General features: G+C 65.2%; 23 protein-coding genes and 3 pseudogenes. 24 read left to right on the top strand and 2 right to left on the bottom strand.

Annotated features, from left to right (window positions below):
* Positions 1-523: 523 nt before the first annotated feature.
* From BLS81_RS21305 to BLS81_RS21210, 22 genes and pseudogenes are all read left to right on the top strand, one after another.
* Positions 524-664, top strand: a pseudogene (locus BLS81_RS21305) (transposase); the annotation flags it as partial.
* Positions 665-1119: 455 nt separating this feature from the next.
* The gene (locus tag BLS81_RS19785; protein WP_093226481.1) at positions 1120-1419 is read left to right on the top strand and encodes a DUF736 domain-containing protein; all 300 of its coding nucleotides are present in this window, start codon (positions 1120-1122) and stop codon (positions 1417-1419) included.
* A gap of 163 nt (positions 1420-1582) precedes the next feature.
* Positions 1583-1819, top strand: coding sequence for a helix-turn-helix domain-containing protein (locus BLS81_RS19780; RefSeq protein WP_093226479.1), 237 nt, complete (start codon positions 1583-1585; stop codon positions 1817-1819).
* A complete protein-coding gene (locus tag BLS81_RS19775; RefSeq protein ID WP_218123176.1) occupies positions 1806-2390 on the top strand; it encodes a S26 family signal peptidase in 585 nt (194 codons plus the stop codon). The genes BLS81_RS19780 and BLS81_RS19775 overlap by 14 nt, the downstream gene beginning before the upstream one ends.
* Complete coding sequence (locus BLS81_RS19770; RefSeq protein ID WP_371128314.1) at positions 2387-2986, top strand: lytic transglycosylase domain-containing protein; 600 nt, start codon at positions 2387-2389, stop codon at positions 2984-2986. The genes BLS81_RS19775 and BLS81_RS19770 overlap by 4 nt, the downstream gene beginning before the upstream one ends.
* A gap of 205 nt (positions 2987-3191) precedes the next feature.
* Positions 3192-3476: a hypothetical protein gene (locus tag BLS81_RS19765; protein ID WP_176787275.1), complete on the top strand. Its 285-nt coding sequence runs from the start codon at positions 3192-3194 to the stop codon at positions 3474-3476.
* A 346-nt stretch (positions 3477-3822) separates the two neighbouring features.
* Complete coding sequence (gene rlxS, locus BLS81_RS19760; protein ID WP_093226491.1) at positions 3823-5799, top strand: relaxase/mobilization nuclease RlxS; 1977 nt, start codon at positions 3823-3825, stop codon at positions 5797-5799.
* A 289-nt stretch (positions 5800-6088) separates the two neighbouring features.
* Positions 6089-6745, top strand: coding sequence for a hypothetical protein (locus BLS81_RS19755; RefSeq protein ID WP_143023415.1), 657 nt, complete (start codon positions 6089-6091; stop codon positions 6743-6745).
* 412 nt (positions 6746-7157) lie between these two features.
* Positions 7158-9209 carry a conjugal transfer protein TraG gene (locus tag BLS81_RS19750; protein ID WP_093226475.1) on the top strand — a complete coding sequence of 684 codons (2052 nt, stop codon included), beginning with the start codon at positions 7158-7160 and terminating at the stop codon, positions 9207-9209.
* A gap of 2 nt (positions 9210-9211) precedes the next feature.
* Entirely contained in the window at positions 9212-9613 is a 402-nt protein-coding gene (locus tag BLS81_RS19745; protein ID WP_093226474.1) for a CopG family transcriptional regulator, read from the top strand.
* Entirely contained in the window at positions 9610-10599 is a 990-nt protein-coding gene (trbB, locus tag BLS81_RS19740; protein ID WP_093226472.1) for a P-type conjugative transfer ATPase TrbB, read from the top strand. Before BLS81_RS19745 ends, trbB begins: the two co-directional genes overlap by 4 nt.
* Complete coding sequence (locus BLS81_RS19735; RefSeq protein WP_371128313.1) at positions 10596-10937, top strand: TrbC/VirB2 family type IV secretion system protein; 342 nt, start codon at positions 10596-10598, stop codon at positions 10935-10937. The genes trbB and BLS81_RS19735 overlap by 4 nt, the downstream gene beginning before the upstream one ends.
* Positions 10934-11218, top strand: a complete 285-nt coding sequence (locus BLS81_RS19730; RefSeq protein WP_093226469.1) for a VirB3 family type IV secretion system protein — start codon at positions 10934-10936, stop codon at positions 11216-11218. The genes BLS81_RS19735 and BLS81_RS19730 overlap by 4 nt, the downstream gene beginning before the upstream one ends.
* Positions 11212-13650: a conjugal transfer protein TrbE gene (trbE, locus tag BLS81_RS19725; RefSeq protein WP_093226468.1), complete on the top strand. Its 2439-nt coding sequence runs from the start codon at positions 11212-11214 to the stop codon at positions 13648-13650. The genes BLS81_RS19730 and trbE overlap by 7 nt, the downstream gene beginning before the upstream one ends.
* Positions 13651-13654: 4 nt before the next feature.
* On the top strand, positions 13655-14401 hold the full coding sequence (gene trbJ / locus BLS81_RS19720) for a P-type conjugative transfer protein TrbJ (protein WP_093226490.1): 747 nt from the start codon (positions 13655-13657) through the stop codon (positions 14399-14401).
* A gap of 111 nt (positions 14402-14512) precedes the next feature.
* Positions 14513-15810: pseudogene (gene trbL, locus BLS81_RS19715) on the top strand (P-type conjugative transfer protein TrbL).
* A 3-nt stretch (positions 15811-15813) separates the two neighbouring features.
* Positions 15814-16623 carry a conjugal transfer protein TrbF gene (gene trbF / locus BLS81_RS19710; protein ID WP_093226466.1) on the top strand — a complete coding sequence of 270 codons (810 nt, stop codon included), beginning with the start codon at positions 15814-15816 and terminating at the stop codon, positions 16621-16623.
* A complete protein-coding gene (gene trbG, locus BLS81_RS19705; protein WP_093226465.1) occupies positions 16620-17540 on the top strand; it encodes a P-type conjugative transfer protein TrbG in 921 nt (306 codons plus the stop codon). The genes trbF and trbG overlap by 4 nt, the downstream gene beginning before the upstream one ends.
* Positions 17537-18736, top strand: coding sequence for a TraB/TrbI/VirB10 family type IV secretion system protein (locus BLS81_RS19700; protein ID WP_093226463.1), 1200 nt, complete (start codon positions 17537-17539; stop codon positions 18734-18736). The genes trbG and BLS81_RS19700 overlap by 4 nt, the downstream gene beginning before the upstream one ends.
* Positions 18737-18746: 10 nt before the next feature.
* The gene (locus BLS81_RS19695) at positions 18747-18971 is read left to right on the top strand and encodes a DUF2274 domain-containing protein (RefSeq protein WP_093226462.1); all 225 of its coding nucleotides are present in this window, start codon (positions 18747-18749) and stop codon (positions 18969-18971) included.
* A gap of 243 nt (positions 18972-19214) precedes the next feature.
* Positions 19215-19355 (top strand): annotated as a pseudogene (locus tag BLS81_RS21215) (conjugal transfer protein TraD); the annotation flags it as partial.
* A 174-nt stretch (positions 19356-19529) separates the two neighbouring features.
* The gene (locus BLS81_RS21210; RefSeq protein ID WP_256326357.1) at positions 19530-20060 is read left to right on the top strand and encodes a Ros/MucR family transcriptional regulator; all 531 of its coding nucleotides are present in this window, start codon (positions 19530-19532) and stop codon (positions 20058-20060) included.
* Positions 20061-20131: 71 nt separating this feature from the next.
* Here the strand turns inward: BLS81_RS21210 and BLS81_RS19685 are convergent, their stop codons facing one another.
* Together BLS81_RS19685 and BLS81_RS19680 are read right to left on the bottom strand one after the other, a co-directional pair.
* Complete coding sequence (locus tag BLS81_RS19685; protein ID WP_093226459.1) at positions 20132-21097, bottom strand: FecR family protein; 966 nt, start codon at positions 21095-21097, stop codon at positions 20132-20134.
* Positions 21098-21113: 16 nt separating this feature from the next.
* Positions 21114-21623, bottom strand: coding sequence for an RNA polymerase sigma factor (locus tag BLS81_RS19680; protein ID WP_256326354.1), 510 nt, complete (start codon positions 21621-21623; stop codon positions 21114-21116).
* Positions 21624-21738: 115 nt separating this feature from the next.
* Between BLS81_RS19680 and BLS81_RS19675 the strand changes: the two genes are divergently transcribed.
* Positions 21739-21939: a helix-turn-helix domain-containing protein gene (locus tag BLS81_RS19675; protein ID WP_371128312.1), complete on the top strand. Its 201-nt coding sequence runs from the start codon at positions 21739-21741 to the stop codon at positions 21937-21939.
* A gap of 127 nt (positions 21940-22066) precedes the next feature.
* Positions 22067-23013, top strand: a protein-coding gene (locus BLS81_RS19670; RefSeq protein ID WP_093226454.1) for an IS630 family transposase whose coding sequence is annotated in 2 segments (ribosomal slippage) — positions 22067-22412 and positions 22412-23013 — 948 coding nt in all. Because the reading frame shifts where the segments join, the coding sequence is not laid out codon by codon here.
* Positions 23014-23029 lie beyond the last annotated feature (16 nt).

Raw genomic sequence — 23029 nt, 5'->3', positions numbered from 1 at the left:
TAACAACGACCCGACAGGTTCCGCGGCCGACGGCCGGGACCATTCTTGGCGCCCGGCATCCTTTCCCTGTTCGAATGCAGTCTTTGCGCTGCCCTTTGCCCAGCGTTCCTGTCGCCGTGCGTTGCCGCACCAAGGCAACACGATCCCGCACCCCGCCGTACGCCGGCTTGAGCGAGAAAGGAGCCTCCGATATCGGTAACGATACTGGACAAGAATATTGCTCTACTGACAAGAATAATCTTGTCACGCAGCGCCTTTAAGACCTTTTCGCGCCCGAAAAGTTGCGCTCGCGCCTTGATCGAAAAAGCGGCAGTTCGGCTATTTCCTCCCGTCAGGGCATGGACGGCATCAAGCCGCAGCGCCTTTGCGCTCTGCCGGTCGGGAGCCGGGGTCATCCCCGCGGCGGCGAGTGTCCCGTTGTTCCCGTCGCTCGGTTATAGGTGATTGCGAAGCTCCAACGCTTGCGGATCGTGCACCGGGCTTACAGGTCCTCAAGCCCCGCTCGTCCCATCAAAGTGACCCGCCATATGTCTGGATTGATGCCATTCACCGGAAGGGGCGGCAGCCGCGGCGTGTCCTCTCTGCCGCCGTCGCCATTGCGGTAGCGGTGAAAAGCGATGGCCGCCGCAAGGTGCTCGGCTTGGCGATCGGCGCCTCGAAGGCGAGGTCATCTGACCCAATTTCCAATGCGACTTGCGCCGCGCGGTGGTCCGTCGGCGGCATCATGACCCCCGACCCAAGCCGCCAAGGCGCGCCGCAGGGGCACGGACATGCCGGTCTCGTGACCGATACGTCGAGCGCCAGCCATCTTCGCCGATCCTCCTGCAAGACCTTCGACGCCCGAACGGACCTCTCTCGCGGCGGGTCTGACGGGGTCCGCCGGTCCCGCAACGGCGTCGCCGACCTTCTTCCCCGGCTCGGGGTAGCCCCTCGCCTTCCTCGCGCGGCAAGAAGCCCGGCTTTGGCCGTCCTTCGCTACGCTCCGGCCCTGTCGCCCACCCCCTCCGCGCGAGCGCGGGCCGGGACCCCAGGCTGGGTGCGGAACCGTGCTCCACCCGTCTTATCGACCGCCTGTCGAGGCCGCATCGGGCGGCTTCGCACCACTAGAAGGAGGTTATCATGGCCCAGATCGGCAGCTTCACTCGCGGCGAAAACGGCATCTACACCGGCGAAATCCGCACCCTCACCCTCCGTGTCAAGGCGAGTATCCGCCCCAGCGCACGCGATCACGACAAGTCGCCGGACCACCGCGTCGTCGCTAACGGCGTCGAGTTTGGCGCGGCCTGGAGCCGGGCCGCGCGCGAGACCGGCACCGAATATCTCAGCCTCAAGCTGGACGATCCGTCGTTTCCCGCACCGATTTACGCGACGCTCAGTCAGGGCGACGACGGCAAGCACAAGCTCATCTGGTTGCGCTGAACGCGCTCCCCCGCGCGCCACCACGCGCGGGGGGTTTTGTTCTGCGCGAGGTGTGTCGAAAACAGGGCTAGCGATTTTCGACGCTCCGCAACCGGTGTCCCGCCCGCCATCCCCGGTGTCGGGAACGGCGATGTGCCGTCCCTTACCCACACGGACAGGCATGATGGACAGCGACGACGACATATCCCGCGCGAACCGTGCCAAACGCGGTTCCCCCTATCTCAATACGGACCAGGCAGCGGCCTATCTGAAGTTTTCGGGCCGGCTGCTCAAGCGATTGCGCCGCGCCGGCAAGGGGCCGGTATTTCGTCGGCACAGCCGCTTCGTCCAATATCATATCGACGATCTCGACGCCTGGTCGAAGGCCCAGTCGGTGGGAGGCGACCATGGCGAAGCGTGACATGCGCGCGGCCTCCGCACCGCTGCTGGAGTGGGCAGAGCAGCTTCACGCCGCCAAGCACCGTCGCCGCGTCATCGGCCGGCGCGCCGTGGTCACCGGCATCGGCGTCACCCTGCTCGGGCTGACGATGGCGTTTCCTCCTGCCCCGCGCCTCGTCTGGAATGCCAGCGCAAGCGCGACCGTGGGTCTCTATGCCGTGTCTCCCGGAGCCCCCGTCGATTCCGGCGATATTGTCATCGCGCGAGTACCTGAGCGTTGGCGGAAGATGGCGGCACAGCGACGCTATATCCCCGCCAACGTCCCGCTGGTGAAGCGCGTCGCAGCGGTCGCAGGCGACGAGGTCTGTGCACTCGGCCATGAGATTTTCGTCAACGGCGAGTGGCGAGCCGAACGCCGCGCGATCGATGCCAGCGGGCGTCCCATGCCAGGATGGAATGGCTGCGTGCGGCTGCGCGGGCGCCAGCTCTTCCTGCTCATGACCCGAAGTCCCGCATCGTTCGACGGGCGTTATTTCGGTGTGACCGAAGGGGGATTGGTGGTCGGCAAGGCGCGGTTGCTGTGGCCGCGCTGACGCGGTTGCTGGCGGCCAGTTTGCTGTCCGCCCCGCCCCCTGCGCACGTCGATCAGGTCGAGCGCTGGCGGCCGATCATCACGAATGCATCGGCCCGGTTCGGCATCCCGGCGCGCTGGATCGAACGGGTGATGCGGGCCGAGAGCCGCGGCCTCACGACGAGGAACGGTCGCCCGATCCGAAGCCCTGCCGGTGCGATCGGCCTCATGCAGCTCATGCCCGCGACATGGCAGGCAATGCGCAGGCGCCTTGATCTGGGTACCAATCCAGACGATCCGCGCGACAATATCCTCGCCGGCACATGCTTCCTGCGGCTGATGTACGATCGCTTTGGCTATCCCGGTCTGTTCGGCGCCTACAATGCGGGACCTGCCGCTTATGCCGCCTTCCTAGCGGGTCGCCGACAGCTTCCCAGCGAGACCATCGCCTATCTCGCCACCGTTGATGACGCCGCGAAGTCTCGACCATCGGCCGCGCCTCCTGCGCCGCAACCGTCGCTCTTCCTCCTGCGCCGGCTCGCCGATCGTGAACAACCGCCGCCGATGCCGGTCGAAGGACCCGGCCTGCTGTTCGCCATCCGAAAGGTCGCGCCGTGATCGCGGGCGGTAGAGGCCCTCGTCTCGACACGCCCGGCATGACCGCTGGCGAAGCGGCCATCGAGGCCCGTGGCGCCCCCCTCACCTTCTGCGGAAATCTGCTCTCCTCAGGTCCGCTTCGCCGCGCCCCGCTACGCCGCATGGCCCTTCCATCCGCTCCGCCACCCGGCTTCGAGATGCTGGCTCCCCTGGGCGGGCAGACACGATGAAGATCACCGAGAGCACGTTTCAACCCAAGTCGGAGGGGCGGCATCGCGAGATGGCGGCGTTGGTTCCGGGCTTAGAAAGCGAGTTCGGGCGGGATATGGAGCGGCCTCTGGCGGATAGATTCCTGTCCGCCGATACGTCCGATTTCCTCTGGGATGCACGGGTTCAGGGTCGCTGGATCGGCCCTTATGAAAGCGGAGACAACGACGAAATCGACCTGGTTCGGTTCCGGATTTCCGCAGTCGCTGGACGGTCGTTCGATCGACGCGGCGACGATCGTTGATGGCAATGGCAACGTGCATGCCGTGGTCGGGACGCTTGAGTTGGCGCTGCGGCGGCACGCGCTGCCGGCTGTCGCGGACGGTCGAGCAGCGGCGTATTCGGGGCCGCGGTGTGGCGCCGGATTGGCATCGTGTCTCGGCTTTGGTTTCGAACCGGGGAAAGGCAGAGGGGCGAGAGGAAGCGGGAAAGCGAAAGCAAGAGAAAGGCACTGTCTCGCGACAGGTGCCAAGTGGTTGTCTGCACATCGTTTTTTCGGGAGACAGGCGGCGCTTTGCGCGAGACATGCTCATCAGGAATGGCGCAAATCCGCCGTTTTCGCCGCAAAATTGCGAGACTTGGGACGGGCGGTGAGCGAACACGACGAGTTCACGCCCCGGCTCGGCCGCCAGCGTCAGCGGAGCGGCAAGAAGGCCCGGCGATACCTCGGCCGCGTCGTCGGCGCGGCGATCAGGTCGGCCGAGAAGGGCGCGATCAGAAGCCGGCGGTTCGACGGCAGCCGGATCGGACGCGGCGCCAGCATGGGACGGCTCCTCTCCAGCCGCGATCGGTTCGGCGGCATGCGCGCACGTCGTGCGGTGGTGAAGACGCGCCTCGTCCGCATCGGCAGCAAGGGGATGCCCGCCGCCCGCGCCCATCTCCGCTATATCCAGCGCGACGGCGTCACCCGTGAGGGCACGCCGGGCGAGCTCTATTCCGCCGAGCGCGACACGGCCGACGGCAAGGCATTCCTCCAGCGCTGCGATGGCGATCGTCACCAGTTCCGCTTCATCGTCTCGGCCGAGGACGGTTCGGAATATCCCGACCTCAAGCCCTATATCCGCCGTCTGATGACTCAGATGGAGGCAGACCTCGGCACCAGGCTCGACTGGGTCGCGGTCGATCACTTCAACACCGCCCATCCGCACACCCACATCATGCTGCGCGGCGTCGATGACACCGGTCAGAATCTGATCATTGCCCGCGAATATATCGCGCACGGCATCCGCGAGCGCGCGGCCGAGTTGGTGACGCTCGATCTCGGGCCGCGCACCGATCAGGAAATCGAGGCGCGGCTTCGTCACGATATCGGCGAGCAGCGGATGACCGCGATCGACCGGCGCCTGATCCAGTCGATGGATGTCGATCGCCTGGTCACATCGACCGATAGTGATCCCTTCCAGCAGTCGCTTCGGGCCGGGAGGTTGCAGAAGCTCGCCAGCTTGGGCCTCGCCGAGGATGTCGGCGGTGGCCGCTGGCAGCTCGCCGAGGATCTGGAGGGAACGCTTCGGACGCTTGGCGAACGGGGCGACATCATCCGCACCCTGCAGCGCGAACTAACGGCCCGGAATCTCCAGCGGCCGTGGATCGGGCGGAGCCTGTTCGGCGCCGGGGAAACCGATCCGGAGCCGGTCGTCGGGCGGGTGATCGCGCGCGGCCTCGCCGACGAGCACCGTGACCGCCATTACCTGCTGGTCGATGGCGTCGATGGTCATGCCCATTATGTCGATATCGGGCGCGCCGACGCCATCGCACCGATCCCGGAGGGCGCTATCGTTCGGGTGTCGGCGCGAAGCCCGGAGGTTCGGGACGCCGATCGTGTCGTCGCCGAGGTCGCGGACGCCAACGGCGGGCGGTATTCGATCGATCTGCATCTGCGGCATGACCGGTCAGCGACCGAGGCATTCGCCGAAACCCATGTACGGCGGCTCGAGGCGATGCGGCGCGCAGGCGCCGGCGTCGCGCGCGAGCCCGACGGAAGCTGGACGATTGCCGCTGACCATCTCGATCGTGCGGCCGCCTATGAGGCGCGCCGCCATCTAGACCAGCCGGTCGCCGTGGAGACCCTATCGGCGCAGCCACTCGAGCAGCTTCGAGATGCGGATGCGGCAACCTGGATCGATCGCGAGTTGGCGTCACAGTCTCCGCTGCCCATCCGGAACGCCGGCTTTGGGCGCGAGGTCCGGGCGGCGATGGCGAGCCGACGACAATGGCTGGTCGAGCAGCAGCTTGCCGATGTCGATGGCGACGGCATTCGGCTTCGCGCCAACGCGATCATGATGCTCCAGCGACGCGAGCTATTGCGCGCGGGCGACGAACTGGCTGGCGAACTGGGCAAACCGTTCGTTGAAGCGCGCGCCGGGGAGTCGATCGAGGGGCGGTTGGTACGCCGCGTGGATCTCGCCAGCGACCGGTTTGCGCTGGTTGAGAAGAGCCGGGAATTCACCCTCGTGCCGTGGCGACCCGTGCTCGATCGCCAGATCGGTCGTCGCATCGCCGGAATCGTGCGCGGCGACGGGGCAAGCTGGCGTTTCGGCCGCGAGCGTACCGGACCAGAGATTTCGTGATGAATCTCGCTTCCCGCATCGGTGATCATATAGCGCCGCGTCGCTGGCCCGTGCCGCGGTAACCTAGTCGCACAGTCGAGATCAGCGGCAGCACCTTCGACCAGGCACCATCCGCGCGCCGACGAGCAAGCGGGTCTCAACCTGCGCGCCATCAGCGAAGTCAAGATCGCGGGCTAGATGCGATCGCAGGACCTTGCACATCAACATACGGTGGACAGAGAACCGCTTCACGGCTTGTTCGGCGACATTAGAAGGATGACGGACGATGAGGGACGGATCGCTTGACGATGTGGTCGGCGCCTATGTGGCGCGGATCGTCGACGAATATGAAGGGTGCCTGCCAGGCGATCATGAAGCGGCGGTCTACTTCTCCCTGTTGAAGCATGCGGCGATCGGTCTCGAACAGGCCCATCAGCGTTTTTCGCCCGACACCAACTATCGCGCGCAGATCAGGGCCGTGCTGGCCGCCATGCACAACGCCATCCCGGCAAAGGCGGACAATGACCCCGAGGAACTGCTTCCTCCAGAGGCGGACCTTTCCGAACTGTTGGCCGTGCCCGAGGAACAGGCCGGCCAAGCCCGCCCGGAACCGGTCGCGCAAGAAGTGCGCGAGGGGAGCGTGAGCTATTGGTCGGGCGATAGCTGGAAGAAGGATTTCCACACAAGCTTCAGCCGGTGGTTCTGGGACATGAAGGGCTATGCGCTGCCTGCGGGCCGGCGGAAGGCGGACTTCCTGTGGGACGTCGCCGAGGTCTGGGTTGCAACCGCAGCGTCCGCGCTGGTCTATTACGCGAAAGATGATCGGGTCCGGTGGTTCGAGACCGCTCAGATGCTACGCCATTATGCCGATCTGACCGAAGCGGACGGCCTACGCTCCCTCCCTTGGGGCCGCTGGGGCAGGCACGCGAAGGAAAACCATCGCCCCAAGGGGCCGCGTCCGGCATAGCTTCGACAATCCCGCCATCCAGAGCGCCGGACTCCACCGGACGCGGGAGACGTGCGTGAGAGCCACCTCGTGCCCGTGCCGTAAATCGTCTAGCATGCCGGAATGCAGGACGAACCATCCACCCAAGTTTAGTACCGCATGCAACGGCGGTACCGCTTAGAACAGGTTCGTTAGGGCCACATCGAACTGTTTGGGACCCGTATGCCGCAGTCGCCTACCCCATACAGGTGAATCATGCGGCAGAAGCGACCCAAAAAAATGCGGTGGTTGCCTGCAGGTCGCGAGGAATCCGATCATCCGTCCCTCGATCGGTCCATCGGGTCACCAGATGGATACTGACGTGAGAAATCAATCTCATGGAAATTAGCGGTCGAACCCGCACAGGCTGATTCTCGTGCGGGCGGAGGCCCGTATGACCCCGACCAAACTGCTCATCGGACAAATCCTTGTCGTGCTCGCCATTATATTGGGAGGCGTCTGGTTCGCCACGCAGTGGGCTGCTGCGCATCTCGCCTATCAGCCCGAGCTTGGCCCACCGTGGTTCACGGCGTTTGGTCATCGAATCTACTTGCCCTGGGCCCTGTTCGGCTGGTGGTTTTCCTTTGAAGCTTATGCGCCCACGCTGTTCGAAGAAGCGGGCGGGATCGCTGCGGCGAGTGGCCTCGTCGGATGCGCGGCTGCAATCTTCGGGTCGTTGTGGCGTGCGCGCCAGCGCAATGACCTCACGACATACGGTTCGGCGCGTTGGGCCGAATCGCGCGATATCCGCCGGGCCGGGCTGCTCACCGAATCCGGCGTATTCCTCGGGCGCGTTGGCCCGCGCTATCTCCGTCATGACGGTCCCGAACACATCATGGCATTTGCGCCGACCCGCAGCGGCAAGGGCGTCGGCCTGGTCGTGCCTACGCTGCTGGGCTGGTCGGGGTCAGCCGTCATTCACGACATCAAGGGTGAGAACTGGCAACTGACCGCCGGCTGGCGCCAGCGCTTCTCGCACTGCCTGCTTTTCAATCCGACCGATGCCCGCTCGGCGCGCTACAATCCGCTGCTCGAAGTTCGCCGCGGCACCAACGAAGTCCGCGACGTCCAGAACATCGCCGACATCCTGGTCGATCCCGAAGGCGCGCTGACCGTACGCAATCACTGGGAGAAAACCAGCCACTCGCTGCTCGTCGGCGCGATCCTCCACATCCTCTACGCCGAGGAAGACAAAACCCTCGCCCGCGTGGCGTCGTTCCTGTCGGATCCGCAACGGCCATTCGCCGCTACGCTCAAGCTGATGATGACCACCAACCATCTTGGGACACCTGAGGCGCCGGTGGTTCATCCGGTCGTCGCCTCGGCGGCGCGTGAAGTGCTCAACAAGTCCGAAAATGAACGCTCTGGTGTGCTCTCCACGGCGATGTCGTTCCTCGGTCTCTACCGCGACCCCACGGTCGCGACCGTGACCTCACGCTGCGACTGGCGCATCGCCGATCTGGTCGAGGGCAAGTCGCCGGTCTCACTCTATCTGGTCGTGCCACCCTCCGACATCAGCCGCACCAAGCCGCTGATCCGGCTCGTGCTCAACCAGATCGGTCGGCGGCTCACCGAGCAGCTTCATGCCGAAAACGGTGCCAAGACCCCTTCCCGTCACAAGCTGCTCATGATGCTCGATGAATTTCCGGCGCTCGGTCGCCTGGATTTCTTCGAGACCAGCCTCGCTTTTCTCGCCGGCTATGGTGTGCGCGCCTTCCTGATCGCGCAGAGCCTCAACCAGATCGAAAAGGCTTACGGCGAGCACAACGCCATCCTCGACAACTGCCATGTTCGCGTCGCATTCGCGACCAATGACGAGCGAACTGCCAAACGCATTTCCGATGCGCTCGGCACCGCCACCGAACAGCGCGCGATGCGCAACTACGCCGGACACCGCCTCGCGCCATGGCTCGCGCACGTCATGGTCAGCCGGCAGGAGACCGCCCGCGCCCTGCTGACGCCCGGCGAAGTGATGCAGTTGCCGGCGTCCGACGAACTCGTCCTCGTCGCCGGTACGCCGCCGATCCGCGCCACCAAGCTGCGCTATTTTGAAGACAGCAATTTCAAGGCGCGCGTGCTGCCGCCGCCGGTGCTCGGGGAGGCCGACTATGCCGATCGACCACCTGCACGCGCGGACGACTGGGCCGGGAGTACCCGCAACGTCGATGCGCGCCTCAACGCTGAGGTCGACAGCGATAGCGGCAACCTCGGTGGTGGTCTGGAGCAGGCTCGGCATCCGGGACAGGAAATCGATCGACCGGCATCACCTAAACCGACCACCGACGACCCGCTCGGCTTTGGCGACGACGATAACGACGTAGCCGCCGAAAGCCGCGCCATGGACCAGGCGCGGGCGTTGGGCGCCGCCCGCGCGGTCTATGCGATCGATGCGGGCGCCGACGGCTCGAACGGGCATCGGCCCGGCGCCCTGCAGCTGGATTTCTGATCATGATCGAGAAGATCCGCCACCAACTCTTCTTGCCCAAGCCGGTCAGCGACCGTCTCGAGGCGCTTGCCGCGAAACCCGGCGCGTCGAAATCGGCGATCCTGACCGACGCCGTCACCGCCTGGCTCAATCGTCGTGGCGCCTCCGAACTGGAGGACCGGTTCGGCCTTCGCCTGGATCGCCTGACCGCCGCGATCGGACGGATCGAACGCGACGGTCACATCCAGATCGAAACGCTCGCCCTCTTCGTCCGCTACGAACTGGCGATCCACGCGCCACTCGCCGAGAACGATCATGCCGGTCGTGCGCTTGCCGCCAAGCGGTTCGAAGCTTTCATCACGCAGGTCGGCCGGCAGATCGCCGCCGGACGTAGAACCATCGGCGCCGCGGAGCCTGGCCTGTGACCGGCGGCATTTCCGCAGACCGGCGACGCGCGATGCTGCGCACGGCGATGGGGCCGGCGATCGCCGAAGCCCTCGCCGATCCCCGTGTCATCGAGATCATGGTCAATCCCGACGGAGCGCTGCGCCTCGATCGGCTTGGCGAAGGCCGCACCGACACAGGCTTGCGGATAGATGCCGCCCAGGCCGAGCGGATCATCCGCCTCGTCGCGTCCCATGCTCGGGCCGAGGCTCACGGCGAGGCGCCGATCGTCTCAGCCGAACTGCCGCCGCATATCGAGGGACGCGCTGGGGAACGGTTCGAAGGCGTGCTTCCGCCCGTATCGACCGCACCCTGCTTCTCGATCCGCAAGCCCGCCGAGCGGCTGTACAGCCTCAACGATTATGTGGCTGACGGCATCATGGCGCAGGCCGCTGCCGACCGGCTGAAGGCCTGCGTCACGCAGCGCTACAACATTCTCGTCGCCGGCGGCACCAGCTCGGGAAAGACCACGCTCGCCAACGCGCTGCTCGCCGAAATGGCCTGGGTCGACGAGCGCGTCATCCTGATCGAGGACACGCGCGAGCTGCAGAGTCCCGCTGCCGACACGGTGGCCCTCCGCACCCGCCCCGGCGTCGTGACGATGGCCGATCTCGTCCGCTCGACGCTGCGCCTGCGCCCCGATCGTATCATCGTCGGCGAGGTGCGCGGTCCCGAAGCACTAGACATGCTCAAGGCCTGGAACACCGGCCATCCTGGCGGAATCGCGACCGTCCATGCCAACAGCGCGATATCCGCGCTCTACCGGATCGAGAGTCTCATCCAGGAAGCGGTGGTCACGGTCCCGCGCCGGCTGATCGCCGAGGCGATCGACATCATCGTCTTCATCTCTGGACGCGGCCTCCAGCGCCGCATCTCGCAGATCGCGCGCGTCGCCGGGTTCGAGCCCGACACTGGCAATTACGCGCTCGCCGACTTCCTCAACCCAGCCAGCCCCCAAGGAGAATGACCATGCAGCTTGCCAAAACTCCATCTCGCGGATCGACCCTCCTCGTCGGTGCCGCCCTCGGCCTGAGCCTCGCTCTGACCAATGTCGCACAGGCGGCGGGGTCAGGCATGCCGTGGGAACAGCCGCTCCAGCAAGTGTTGGAATCGGTCCAGGGGCCGGTCGCGAAAATCGTCGCCGTCATCGTCATCATCACCACGGGACTCACGCTGGCGTTCGGTGAAAGCAGCGGCGGCTTCCGGCGCCTCATCCAGATCGTGTTCGGCCTGTCGATCGCATTTGCCGCGTCGAGCTTCTTCCTCAGTTTCTTCAGCTTTGGCGGCGGGGCGCTGATCGCGTGATCGGCCCAAACACCTACAGCGTCCAGCATCTCGAAGGCTTCGAGGCTCCCATCCATGGGAGCCTCGGGTCGCCGATCCTGCTCGGCGGTGCGCCGCGCGGGATTGCTATCGTCAACGGCACGATCGCCGCAGCGGTCGGGCTCGGACTCCAGCAATGGCTGGCCGGCCTCGTACTCTGGGCCGCCGGACACAGCATCGCCGTGTTCGCCGCGGGCCGCGACCCGGACTTCGCGTCCGTGCTGATCCGCCACCTCCGCCAGAAGGGCTATCTCGCGTGCTGAACCTCGCCGAATATCGCCACCGAGCCGATCGGCTGGCGGACCATCTTCCCTGGGCAGCGCTGGTCGCGCCCGGCATCATCCTCAATAAGGATGGCAGCTTCCAGCGGACGCTGCGCTTCCGCGGACCCGATCTTGAATCCGCGACCGACGCCGAGCTGATCTCGGCCTGCGCGCGGGCAAACAACGTGCTCAAGCGCTTCGGCACCGGCTGGGCACTTTTCTTCGATGCCGAGCGGCGCGAGGCGTCAGCCTATCCCGACAGCAATTTCCCCGATGCCGCCTCGTGGCTCGTCGATCAGGAGCGTCGCGCCGCCTTCCTGGAAGAAGGCGAGCATTATGAAAGCCGCTACCATTTGACGCTGACTTGGCTGCCGACGTCGGACAGCGCCGAGGCAGCCGGCCGTTCGCTGGTCGAGCGGCCCGATGCCGACAAGGGTCGCGACTGGCGCGGGGCGCTGTCCAGCTTCATCGCCGAGAGCGACCGCGCCCTGGATCTCTTCGCGAGCTTCATGCCCGAGGTACGCGCGCTCGACGACTCCGAAACACTGACGTTCCTGCACGATACGATTTCAGAGCGAGCGCATCGTGTCGCCGTCCCCGAGACACCGGTCTATCTCGACGCGCTGCTCGTCGACACGCCGCTGACCGGCGGGCTGGAGCCGCGGCTTGGTGACAGCCACATTCGCACGCTGACGGTGCTTGGCTTCCCCAGCATGAGCCGGCCGGGAATCCTCGACGCGCTCAACCACCAGGATTTCGGCCACCGATGGGTTACCCGCTTCCTCGCGCTCGACAAGAGTGACGCCACCAAAGCGCTGACCAAGCTGCGGCGGCAATGGTTCAACAAGCGCAAATCGATCACCGCGCTGCTGCGCGAGATCATGTACAACCAACCTTCGCAACTGCTCGACAGCGACGCCGACAACAAGGTGGTCGATGCGGACGCGGCGCTTCAGGTTCTGGGCGGCGACCATGTCGCATTCGGCCACCTGACCACGACAATTACGGTATCCGATACCGATCGCGACCGGGTTGAGGACAAAGTCCGGCAGGTCGAACGGATCGTTAACGGGCTCGGCTTCACGACGATCCGCGAAGGCGTCAACGCGGTCGAGGCGTGGTTGTCGTCACTGCCCGGCCAGGTCTACGCGAACGTCCGGCAGCCGCTCGTCCACACACTCAACCTTGCCCATCTGATGCCGCTGTCGTCGGTTTGGGCTGGACCGACGCGCAATGCTCATCTCGATGGGCCGCCATTGCTCCACGCCAGTACGGCAGGATCGACGCCATTCCGCCTGTCGTCTCATGTCGGCGATGTTGGCCACACGCTGGTGGTCGGTCCGACCGGCGCCGGCAAATCCGTGCTGCTCGCGCTGATCGCGCTCCAGTTCCGGCGCTACGCGAACGCGCAGGTCTACATCTTCGACAAGGGGTTTTCGGCGCGCGCCGCGGTACTCGCGATGGGCGGTGCGCATCATCCGCTTGGTCTCGGTGCGGACGCGGGCGAAACGCTGGCGTTCCAGCCCTTGCGGCGGATCGACGATGCCACAGAACGAAGCTGGGCGGCCGAATGGATTTCCGCGCTGCTCGCACACGAGAAGGTGCTCGTCACGCCAGAGGTCAAGGACGCTGTCTGGTCCGCGTTGGGCAGCCTCGCCTCCGCGCCGCCCGGGGAGCGGACACTCACCGGTTTGACGCTGCTGCTCCAATCGAACGCGCTGCGCACCGCGCTCGGCGCCTATACGCTCGATGGCCCCTACGGGCGACTGCTCGACGCTGCCGAACAGCATCTCGCCTTCGCCGATGTCCAATGCTTCGAGACCGAGGCGTTGATGGGTCAGGCGGGCGTGGTCGCGCCGGTCCTGACCTACCTCTTTCACCGCCTCGAGGAGCGGTTCGACGGCCGGCCGACCCTGCTCGTCCTCGACGAAGCCTGGATCTTTCTCGACCATCCACTCTTCGCGGCGCGTATCCGCGAATGGCTGAAGGTGCTTCGCAAGAAGAATGTCGCCGTGCTGTTCGCGACCCAAAGCCTCGCCGACATCGCATCGAGCAGCATCGCGCCGGCCATTATCGAAAGCTGCCCTCAGCGCATATTGCTTCCGAACGATCGGGCGATCGAGCCGCAGAGCCGCGAGGCCTATGAGCGGTTCGGATTGAACGAGCGCCAGATCGAGCTGATCAGCCACGCGACGCCCAAGCGGCAATATTACCTTCAGTCAGCTCGGGGCAACCGGCTGTTCGAGCTTGGCCTCGGCCCGATCGCGCTGGCGCTCTGCGGTGCCTCGGATCCGGCCACCCAGACCCGGATCGACGCCATGATCGCCGAGCGCGGCGTTGAGGGCTTCGCCGCGCGCTTTCTGACGTCCGCCGGCCTCGAATGGGCCGCCGATCTTCTCGCCGATTTCCCCATCCCCCGAGCACCGGAGTAATGTGATGCGATTCCTCACGCGCAAATATCTGATCGCTGGCGCGCTCGGCATTGGGTCGACCGGATCGCTCGCTACGGGCGTGGCCCTGACAGCCAAGCCGGCGCACGGACAGATCACCGTGTTCGATCCCAGCAACTACAGCCAGAATCTTCTGACGGCTGCGCGGACCCTTAGCCAGATCAACAACCAGATCCAGTCGCTGCAGAACCAGGCGCGCAGCCTGATCAACCAGGCGAAGAACCTGACCACGATCGATTTCCCCGAGCTGCAAGCGCTGACCCAGACGCTGCGCGAGGTCGATCGCCTGATGGGCAAAGCCCAGGGTATCCGCTTCCAGGTGTCGGGGCTCGACCAGCAGTTTCACCAGCTCTTCCCGCAGAGCTTTGGCCAGGCGCTGCGTACCAACGATCAGGTTGTCGCGGCACGTGCGCGGCTGGATACCGCCATGTCCGCCTATCAGCAGACGATGACGGTGCAGGCGCAGGTCGCCGAAAACGTCCAGGCCGACGCACAGGCGCTGTCGTCGATCGTAGCGAAGAGCCAGGGCGCTGAAGGGGCGCTTCAAGCGAGCCAGGCGACCAATCAGTTACTCGCGCTCACCGCCAAGCAGCAGTTCCAGATCCAGAACATGATGGCGGCGCAGTACCGCGCGGAAGCCATCCAACGCGCTCGCGAAGCCCAGTCACAGATCGACGGCCAAGCGGCGACCACCAAGTTCCTCGGTACGGGCAACGCCTACACGCCTCACTAGGCACGCCGGAGAGGGCGGCAGCGATTCCGCCTCCCGTCGTCCGTCGCAGTGCGGCGCTTTGCTCCCCCGGGCTCCGTCCCACCGCTCCCCCTCCCCGCAGGAACCGCGCACGTGAATGATCTCAATGTCATCGACCGCTTCTTGGCGACGTTCACCACCTACATCGACGCCGGGTTCGGGCTGCTCGGCGGCGATGTCCGGTTCCTGACCGTGACTCTGATCGGGATCGACATCACCTTGGCCGGCCTGTTCTGGGCCTTGGGCGGCGATGACAATGTCATGGGTCGGTTCATCAGGAAGATCCTGTACGTCGGGCTTTCGCATTCATCCTCAACAGCTTTTCGACGCTCTCCGGTATCATCTTCCGCTCCTTCACCCAAGCCGGCTTAACCGCCGGCGGCGGCACGCTGACGGCGGCCGACCTCCTCAAACCCGGCCGCCTCGCAGGCACCGGCTTCTCGGCGGCGTGGCCCCTGCTCCAGCAAGTCTCGCAGTTGATGGGGTTCACGACATTCTTCGACAACTTCCTGACGATCGCCGTGCTACTGTTCACCTGGGCGATCGTGATCATCGCCTTCTTCATCCTCGCCGTGCAGATGTTCGTGACGATCATCGAGTTCAAGCTGACCTCGCTGGCCGGCTTCATCCTGGTACCGTTCTCGCTCTGGAATCGCACCAGCTTCCTTGCCGAACGTGTGCTGGGCAATGTCGTATCGTCGGGTATCAAGGTCATGGTACTCGCCGTGATCGTCGGCATCGGATCGAACTTTTTCGCGGAGTTCACGGCCGCGCTGCAAGGCCAGGAACCCGACATCGGCCAGGCGATGAGCCTGATGCTCGCCAGCCTGGCCATCTTCGGCCTCGGTATATTCGGCCCCAGCATCGCGTCGGGCCTTGTCGCTGGCGCGCCACAGCTCGGCGCCGGCGCGGCGCTCGGTGCGACGGCAGGTGCGGCCGGCATCACCATGCTCGCTGGTGGTGCGGCCATCGGTGGTGCGAGCGCGCTTGGCGGCGCGGCACTCGCAGCTGTCCGCGCCGGCACGGCGATGGGATCGGCCGCATCCACCGCATACAGCCTTGGAAAGGAAACCGCGGCCGCGCCCACCATGACCGCAGGCGTTGGCGGCATCGCGCGCGCGGCCGGCAACGCCGCGCGTGCGCGCGCTTCCAGCGCGCTTGGCCTCAGCGAAGCCGCGACCCAGGGGCGCACAGCCGCGTGGAACGCGTTCCATCGCACGGGCGGCGGATCGCCCGCGTCAAGCCCGGGGAGCGACGACATTCCCGCATGGGCGCGCGCCATGCGCGGTCAGCAGACCGCCCGCCATCACCGTCAGGTCGCGATGCACGCCATCCAGCAAGGCGACCGCGGCGGCGCCTCCGCCACGCCCGATATCCAGGAAAGGGACTGATCGATGACCTTCAAACGAAGTGTCCAACGATATGGACGAACCCCGCAAGCCGAGACGCCGTATCAACGCGCCGGCCAGGTTTGGGACGAGCGGATCGGCTCCGCCCGCGTTCAGGCGCGCAACTGGCGCCTGATGGCGTTCGGCTGCCTCGCGTTGAGCGGCGGTCTTGCGTCCGGCTTGGTGTGGCAATCGACCCAAAGCCGCGTCACGCCGTATGTCGTCGAGGTCGATCGGCTCGGGGAAGCGCGCGCCATCACCAAGGCCGAGGCTGGCTATCATCCGACCGACCCGCAGATCGCATGGCATCTATCGCGCTTCATCGCGAACGTCCGCGGCCGTTCGCTCGATCCCGTGTTGGTTCGCCAGGATTGGCTCGACGCCTATGATTTCACGACCAAGCGCGGGAGCCAGTTCCTCGGCGACTACGCACGCGCCGCCGATCCTTTCGCCAATATCGGCGAACGGACCGTGTCGGTGCAGGTCACCAGCGTGGTGCGGGCATCGGACCGCTCGTTCCAGGTAAAATGGACCGAGTCCGCCTATGAGCGTGGTAGCGAGGCAGGAACGTCGCGCTGGACCGCGATACTCACGGTCGTGATCAAGCCACCGAGCGACGCCGACACGCTCCGCCGAAATCCCCTCGGCGTCTACGTCGATGCGATCGACTGGAGCCGCGAACTCGATCCGCCAATGCCGCCGCGACCGTCGCCACCGACTCCATCGCCGCCGGTCGCAACCAACCTGCCGCTCGGCGCACCCCTTGATCCCAATGTCGTTGCGCCCGCGCAGCCCGCCTCGGAGTCACGTCAATGAATCTCATCCTTGCCAGCGCGGCCCTCGCCCTCGCGACCGCGCAGATTGTCCCACCCCCGAAGGTCTCGCCGCCGGTCGCCCCGCCCGCCACAGCCCCCGCTTCGAAGCCTCCAGCCGGCCTCGTCCGCACCAAACGTCCGATCAGCGTCAACGTGGCGCGCGTCGCTGCAGCCAACCAGGCGGCAACGCAAGAACCACTGCGGCAGGGGTTCGTGAACGCCGTTCAGGTTTTCCCCTTCGCGGATGGCGCGATCTACCAAGTCTACACAGCGCCGGGCGCGGTGACCGACGTCGCGCTCCAGCCCGGCGAGAGCCTCGTCGCGGTTGCCGCGGGCGACACCGCGCGTTGGGTGATTGGGGATACGAGTAGCGGCAGCGGCGCCGGGAAGCGGACGCATATCTTGGTCAAGCCGTTCGCGTCGGACCTCGCCACCAACCTCGTCATCACCACCGACCGGCGGAGCTATCACATCCAGCTTACCGCCACCGCGCGAACCGCTATGGCGGCGCTGTCGTGGACCTACCCGGCGGACCAATTGATCGCACTGCGCCGGGCAGCCGAGCAGGCCGCCGCGACCGCACCGGTCTCGGCGGGGCTCTCGGTCGATAACCTGCATTTCAACTACGCCATCAGCGGTGATCAGCCCGCATGGCGCCCTTTACGCGCGTTCGACGACGGCCGGCAGACGTTCATCGAGTTCCCGGCGAGCACCGCGGTCGGAGAGGCGCCGCCATTCTTCATCATCGGCGCGGGCGGAGAAGCCGAGCTTGCAAACTACCGTGCGCGCGGTCGTTTCTACGTGATCGACCGCATCTTCGACGTGGCCGAACTTCGGCTCGGCACCAAGAAGCAGCAGATCGTCCGCATCGATCGCGTCGCCGAAGACCGCGCACCACGGAAAGGCAAGCGCGCATGAGCGAGGACGCCACGCCTCCGCCACCGAAGGTCGATCCCGAGACCTTCGCCATTCGGAGCATACCCGCCCGCGCGATCCGGTTTCGTCGCGGTGTCATCATCGCCATCGCCGCGCTTGGCTCCGTCAGTCTGATGGCGGTGGCCTGGATCGCGTTGAAGCCGCGCGTGTTCAGCACCGCTGCCGATCGCCAGGAATTGTCGGAGCCGAGCAATCGGCCATCAGCCGACGCCCTGAACGGACTGCCCGCGACCTACGGTGACGTGCCAAAGCTCGGGCCGCCGCTGCCTGGAGACCTTGGGCGACCGATTCTCGAGAGCCAGCGCCGGATGGTGACGCAAACCGGTCCGGGCAGCGATCCATCGGCCCAGCAGGCCGCGCAGGAGCGCGAGCGCAAGCTCGCTGAGCTCAAGGCCGCGCGTGAATCCGGGGTCCTGGTCGCGGGCCGCGGTGCCGCATCGACATCGGCCGTTGCTGAGGTGGCCGCCACGCCGACGCCGCCGCTCACCACAGATCCCGCGCCGAAGTCCACGTCCGACACCGATCGTGATCCGAACGCGCAGAGCCGCAAGGCGCAATTCGTTGACACGCTCGATCGCTCGGGCGACGTCAACCCACACACGTTGACCGCAGCGCCGTCACCCTATGTGCTCTCCGCGGGCAGCGTAATCTCCGCGAGCCTGATCACGGGGCTTCGTTCCGATCTGCCTGGCTTGGTCACGGCACAAATAACCTCCCAGGTGTTCGACAGCCCCACCGGCCGTATCCTGCTCATTCCGCAAGGATCGCGGTTGATCGGCAGTTACGACAGCGTCGTGGCGTTCGGCCAGAAACGCGCGCTGATCGTGTGGCAGCGGATCATGCTGCCCGATGGCAGCTCGGTCAGAATCGACAACGTGCCGGCGACCGATGCGTCGGGCTATGCCGGGCTGCAGGACAAGGTCGACTTCCACACATGGGCGCTGCTCAAGGGCGTGGCGCTATCCACGTTGCTCGGGGTTGGTTCCGAGCTGACCGTCACGGGGGAGAGCGACCTCGTTCAGGCGATCCGCAAATCGACCCAACAGAATGTCTCTCGCGCGGGCGATCAACTCACCTCGCGCACTCTCGATGTCCAACCAACGATCACGATCCGGCCGGGTGCGACCGTGCGGTTGGTCGTTCACAAGGATCTCATCCTCGCACCCTGGAAAGAATAAGGACCGAAAAATGCCAGACCTCAAGCTCGCGCGTATCCCCGACCGAACGCCTGTGAAGCTGACCATCAGCATCAGCCCGGATCTGAACGCGGAATTGGCGGACTACGCGGCTCTGTACGAAAATACTTACGGCCAGAGGGAAGTGGTGTCCGACCTTATCCCCTATATGCTTCGCGCCTTCCTCGACAGCGACCGCGGTTTCACCAAGATGCGACAGGCTGGTCCGAAAAGCTAGATCATGCGCTCACCGGATCGTCCTGAATATGCGCCCGAGCCAGCACACTCTTCGCGCTTCGAGATCTACAGCCGGATTCAGGCCGACGGCCTTTAGTGTCGTGTACAGGCGCCAAGACGCCCCTCCCGAGCCGGCTCTCAAGCAAATGTCAGCAACCTAGATCGGGTATCAGCTCTACGTATGAGGGCGGCACGTAACCGCATGGCCCCGCGCGGCGCACTGCGTGATATGCGCGTCTGGTAGGTGAAACGCCGCGGTCGCGCCCGCCATTTCATTGAATTGGCTGGACTCATCGCCAAGTTCGGACCGGTCAATCTCGCTGAGGACGATCGAGCGGTGATCTTCGGCATTCTCGTCGAGGCCGCCGCGAAGTTGCCTGGGGAAGACAACGAACGTTGCTTACGCTATGGTAGGTTCGCGGTAAGCACACATCCGAAGATATTTCTATCAATGAAGATTTGCGCTTATCGCGATTATCGGTCACAGCGGCGCCGTCCGATACTGGATATCCCCTTGGTCGCAGCGAAACATCGCAGCAACACATATGGACATATTGATATGGAAGAAGAAACCCTGAACCCCGTCGAACTCGCCACCGAACTGACGATCGCGTGGCTTGGCAATCAGAACAACCGCGTGTCGGCTGACGATGTGCCGGCGTTCCTGCGCACCATGCACAATACGATCGTCGAACTCGGCTCGGGTTCATCGGCAGCGGACACGTCGGGCGGCGAAGCCGCTCCGGCGGAAGAGTTCACGCCGGCAGTCTCCGTGCGCAAGTCGCTTGCCTCGAAGGATCACATCATCTCGATGATCGACGGCAAGCCGTACAAGACGCTGCGCCGTCATCTTTCGACGCATGGCCTGACCGACGTGCAGTACCGCGAGCGCTATAATCTCCGGCCCGACTATCCGATGGTCTCCGAGAATTACTCGCTCGCCCGGCGCGCAATGGCGCAGAAGATCGGGCTCGGCCGCAAGGGTCGCAATAGCGCAACGACGCCCGCCGCGGGCGAAGCGAGCGCGGAATCCGCGCCCGCCGCTACCCCGGCGAAGCGCACCCGGCGCAAGGCTGCTGAAAACGCGTGACCTCTTGCTCGCATCGCCCGGCATCCGTCGGGCGATGCGAGCCGTTTCTTACATCTGCGCGATCGGCATATTCACGAGCGTAGCGTGACCGATCCGTCGCTGTTGGCCTGCGCCTTGAGCGGCAGCACTGCGGTGACCGCCGTCGTGAAACTGCCGATGTCGCCGGTTTCAACCGAGCCGCTGATCCGCGCGTTGGCGAAGCGCCGCGCACCGAGTCGAACCGGCGTATTCACGTAGCGGTTGACCTCGGCGATTGCGTGCTCGAGCGTCATGCCATCGAGCACGATCCGGCCTCGTGTCCACGCGGTTATGGGCGTGGTATCTATCGCCTGCACCGGGCTTATGCGCGAGCTGACGAGGACCAATCGCTGCCCGGGTTGCAATTGCGTGACCGGCCGCCTCGCCGAGCTGACCCGCACCCTGCCCTCTATCAGTGTAACGTCGATCCGGTCGCCACTGCGCTGGACATCGAACTGTGTGCCCATTGCGAGGACGCTCGCGCCGCCAGCGTCAACGGTGAAGGGTCGCACGGCATCATGCGCGACCGTGAAATAGGCTTGGCCCCGCGCGAGCGAAATGCGCCTCGCATCTTTGGTGAAAGAGACAATCAGCGCGGTGTCGGTATCGAGCATCAGCTTCGACCCATCGGCCAGCCTGATCGTGCGCTGCTCGCCAATCCTGGTCGCATAATGCTCGCCGCCAGAGGGCCAAACCGCGACGGTCGTGAAGCCGACCGCAACCACGCCGACAATTGCAGCAGCGATCGCCCCCGGCCACGGATACCGTCGGCGGGGCGGAGCGGCAAATCGCGTTATCGCCTGCTCGGTAGCGGCGACGATCGCGGGGCGCTCGGCGAGTTTGCCGGTCTCCCTGTAAAGGCGATCGACGGCGTCGAAGGCCTCGCGATGCCCCTCACCCCGCCGCCACGCGAAGAATTGATCGAGCGTCCGGGCCGATACCGGCAGCGTCTGCAACCGCGCATACCAGTGCGCGGCCTGCGTCAACGCATCGCCGCCACTCGCATCATTGTCGTTCATGAGTACGTGCCGCCGCTCAGTCGCGCAGCCGGCTCATGCACAGTGCCAGCGCCTTACCCATCCGCCACTCCACGGTCTTGATTGAGATGCCGAGCGTCGTCGCGATCTCGGCATTGCTCATATGCCGGAAGCGGCTCAGCACGAAGACGTCGCGCATCTTTTCCGGCAAGTCGAGCACGATCCGCTCAAGTTCGAGAGCCGCCTCCTGCTCGGACAGGCCGTGCCGGTCACCGCGACCATGGTCAGCGGTGACGCCCTCTCGATAGTGCTGGCGAACCGCCTCGCGCCGCTTGCGGTCGCGGAACAGGTTGAGCGCCGTCTGCGACAGGAAGGCTTTGGGGTGCTGAATGTTATCGACCTCGCAGCCGGCGGCGCGGAGCCACGCGTCCTGGACGATGTCATCGACATCGGTCGGCTGTGCGCGCAGGCGGTGCGTTACGAGAGCGCGGAGCCACCCGGCGTGACTTCGATACAGCTGCTCCAATTGCTGTAGGCCCGCGCTATCGAGCCCTGCAAGGCGGTCCATCTCTCGATCCGAGCCCATCAAAGTAAGCTCCCGACATCCCAAACGATACGACAATTTACATATTATAGTAGATAAACCTGCTCGCGCATACCCGCCATTAATTTTACGCGTGGATATGCGGAAACTTGTTGGCGATAATTGCGCCCGAATCCGCAAAGCGCGGGGTTATACGCAGGAGCAACTCGCGGAGCTGTCGGGGCTAAGTCAGCAATATCTCAGCGATTTAGAGCGAGGAAAGCGCAATCCCACGGTCGTCACGGTGAACGAAATCGCCTTGGCGCTAGGCGTCAGCCATCTCGACTTGCTCGAGCCATAGCTACCGGTTCGACCGTAAGATGAAATCGACAGCGCTAGAGCAATTTCCGCGCGACGTGAATCGTTGAGGATTCCCAAGCGGTCTGAAGTCTGATTGAGTCGTGCTTCCGGGACAGGAGGCCGGGCATATGGGCAAGCCCTTGTCGATGGATCTGCGCGAGCGGGTGGTTGGTGCCGTTTCGGGAGGCATGTCGCGTCGTGCCGCGGCGAGGCGCTTCGGGGTGAGCGCGGCCAGCGCGGTGCGGTGGACGGCGCTTCATCGCGACCATGGCAAGCCCGCCGCCAAGCCCCAAGGCGGCGACACGCGCTCGGCAAAGACCGAGGCGAGCGCGGCGCGGATCTGGGCGCTGCATGAGGCGGCGCCTGACATCACCCTTGCCGAATTGCGCGCGATGCTGGCGGCTGAGGGGATCGCGGTGGCAGTACCGACGCTCTGGCGCTTCTTTGCGCGTCACCATCACACGCGCAAAAAAAGACCGGCCACGCGCAAGAGCAGGATCGCCCCGACGTCCTGAGCGCGCGCGAGGCATGGTTCGACGGCCAACTCGACCTCGATCCCGAAACGCTGATCTTCGTGGACGAGACAGGCGCCAGCACCAAGATGGCGCGTCGGTATGGACGCGCTCCCCGTGGTGAGCGGCTCCGCATGGCCGTGCCACACGGCCACTGGATGACGACCACGTTCGTCGGTGGGCTGCGGCTCTCAGGCATGACTGCGCCGCTCGTCATCGATGGACCGATGACCGGGGCGTGGTTCGAGGCATGGGTCACCCGCGCGCGCGCCCCGACGCTCAGGTCCGGCGACGTCGTGATCCTGGACAATCTGCCAGCTCACAAGAGCGCCGCTGCACGCGGTGCGATCAAGGCGAAGGGCGCTCGACTGCTCTTCCTCCCGCCCTACTCGCCCGACTTCAACCCGATCGAGAACGCTTTTGCCAAACTCAAGGCGCTCCTGCGCAAAGCCGCCGCTCGCACCGTCGGCGACCTCACCAGCGCTATCGGCGCCGCCATCGATACCTTCACGCCGGCAGAGTGCGCCAACTACTTCGCAGCCGCAGGCTACGATGCGTACTGAACGGAATCTGCTCTAG

The organism is Sphingomonas sp. NFR15, assembly GCF_900103265.1.
In the GTDB taxonomy this organism is placed as follows: Bacteria; Pseudomonadota; Alphaproteobacteria; order Sphingomonadales; family Sphingomonadaceae; genus Sphingomonas; species Sphingomonas pollutisoli.
The sequence above is the reverse complement of the archived record's forward strand: the minus strand, read 5'-3'. Positions and strand labels throughout refer to the sequence as shown.

Coding starts and splice junctions, on each gene's coding strand:
- BLS81_RS19785 (WP_093226481.1), top strand. CDS start 1,120: ATGGCCCAGATCGGCAGCTTCACTCGCGGCGAAAACGGCATCTACACC.
- BLS81_RS19780 (WP_093226479.1), top strand. CDS start 1,583: ATGGACAGCGACGACGACATATCCCGCGCGAACCGTGCCAAACGCGGT.
- BLS81_RS19775 (WP_218123176.1), top strand. CDS start 1,806: ATGGCGAAGCGTGACATGCGCGCGGCCTCCGCACCGCTGCTGGAGTGG.
- BLS81_RS19765 (WP_176787275.1), top strand. CDS start 3,192: ATGAAGATCACCGAGAGCACGTTTCAACCCAAGTCGGAGGGGCGGCAT.
- BLS81_RS19750 (WP_093226475.1), top strand. CDS start 7,158: ATGACCCCGACCAAACTGCTCATCGGACAAATCCTTGTCGTGCTCGCC.
- BLS81_RS19745 (WP_093226474.1), top strand. CDS start 9,212: ATGATCGAGAAGATCCGCCACCAACTCTTCTTGCCCAAGCCGGTCAGC.
- BLS81_RS19735 (WP_371128313.1), top strand. CDS start 10,596: ATGACCATGCAGCTTGCCAAAACTCCATCTCGCGGATCGACCCTCCTC.
- trbJ (WP_093226490.1), top strand. CDS start 13,655: ATGCGATTCCTCACGCGCAAATATCTGATCGCTGGCGCGCTCGGCATT.
- trbF (WP_093226466.1), top strand. CDS start 15,814: ATGACCTTCAAACGAAGTGTCCAACGATATGGACGAACCCCGCAAGCC.
- trbG (WP_093226465.1), top strand. CDS start 16,620: ATGAATCTCATCCTTGCCAGCGCGGCCCTCGCCCTCGCGACCGCGCAG.
- BLS81_RS19700 (WP_093226463.1), top strand. CDS start 17,537: ATGAGCGAGGACGCCACGCCTCCGCCACCGAAGGTCGATCCCGAGACC.
- BLS81_RS19695 (WP_093226462.1), top strand. CDS start 18,747: ATGCCAGACCTCAAGCTCGCGCGTATCCCCGACCGAACGCCTGTGAAG.
- BLS81_RS21210 (WP_256326357.1), top strand. CDS start 19,530: ATGGAAGAAGAAACCCTGAACCCCGTCGAACTCGCCACCGAACTGACG.
- BLS81_RS19685 (WP_093226459.1), bottom strand. CDS start 21,097: ATGAACGACAATGATGCGAGTGGCGGCGATGCGTTGACGCAGGCCGCG.
- BLS81_RS19680 (WP_256326354.1), bottom strand. CDS start 21,623: ATGGACCGCCTTGCAGGGCTCGATAGCGCGGGCCTACAGCAATTGGAG.
- BLS81_RS19675 (WP_371128312.1), top strand. CDS start 21,739: ATGCGGAAACTTGTTGGCGATAATTGCGCCCGAATCCGCAAAGCGCGG.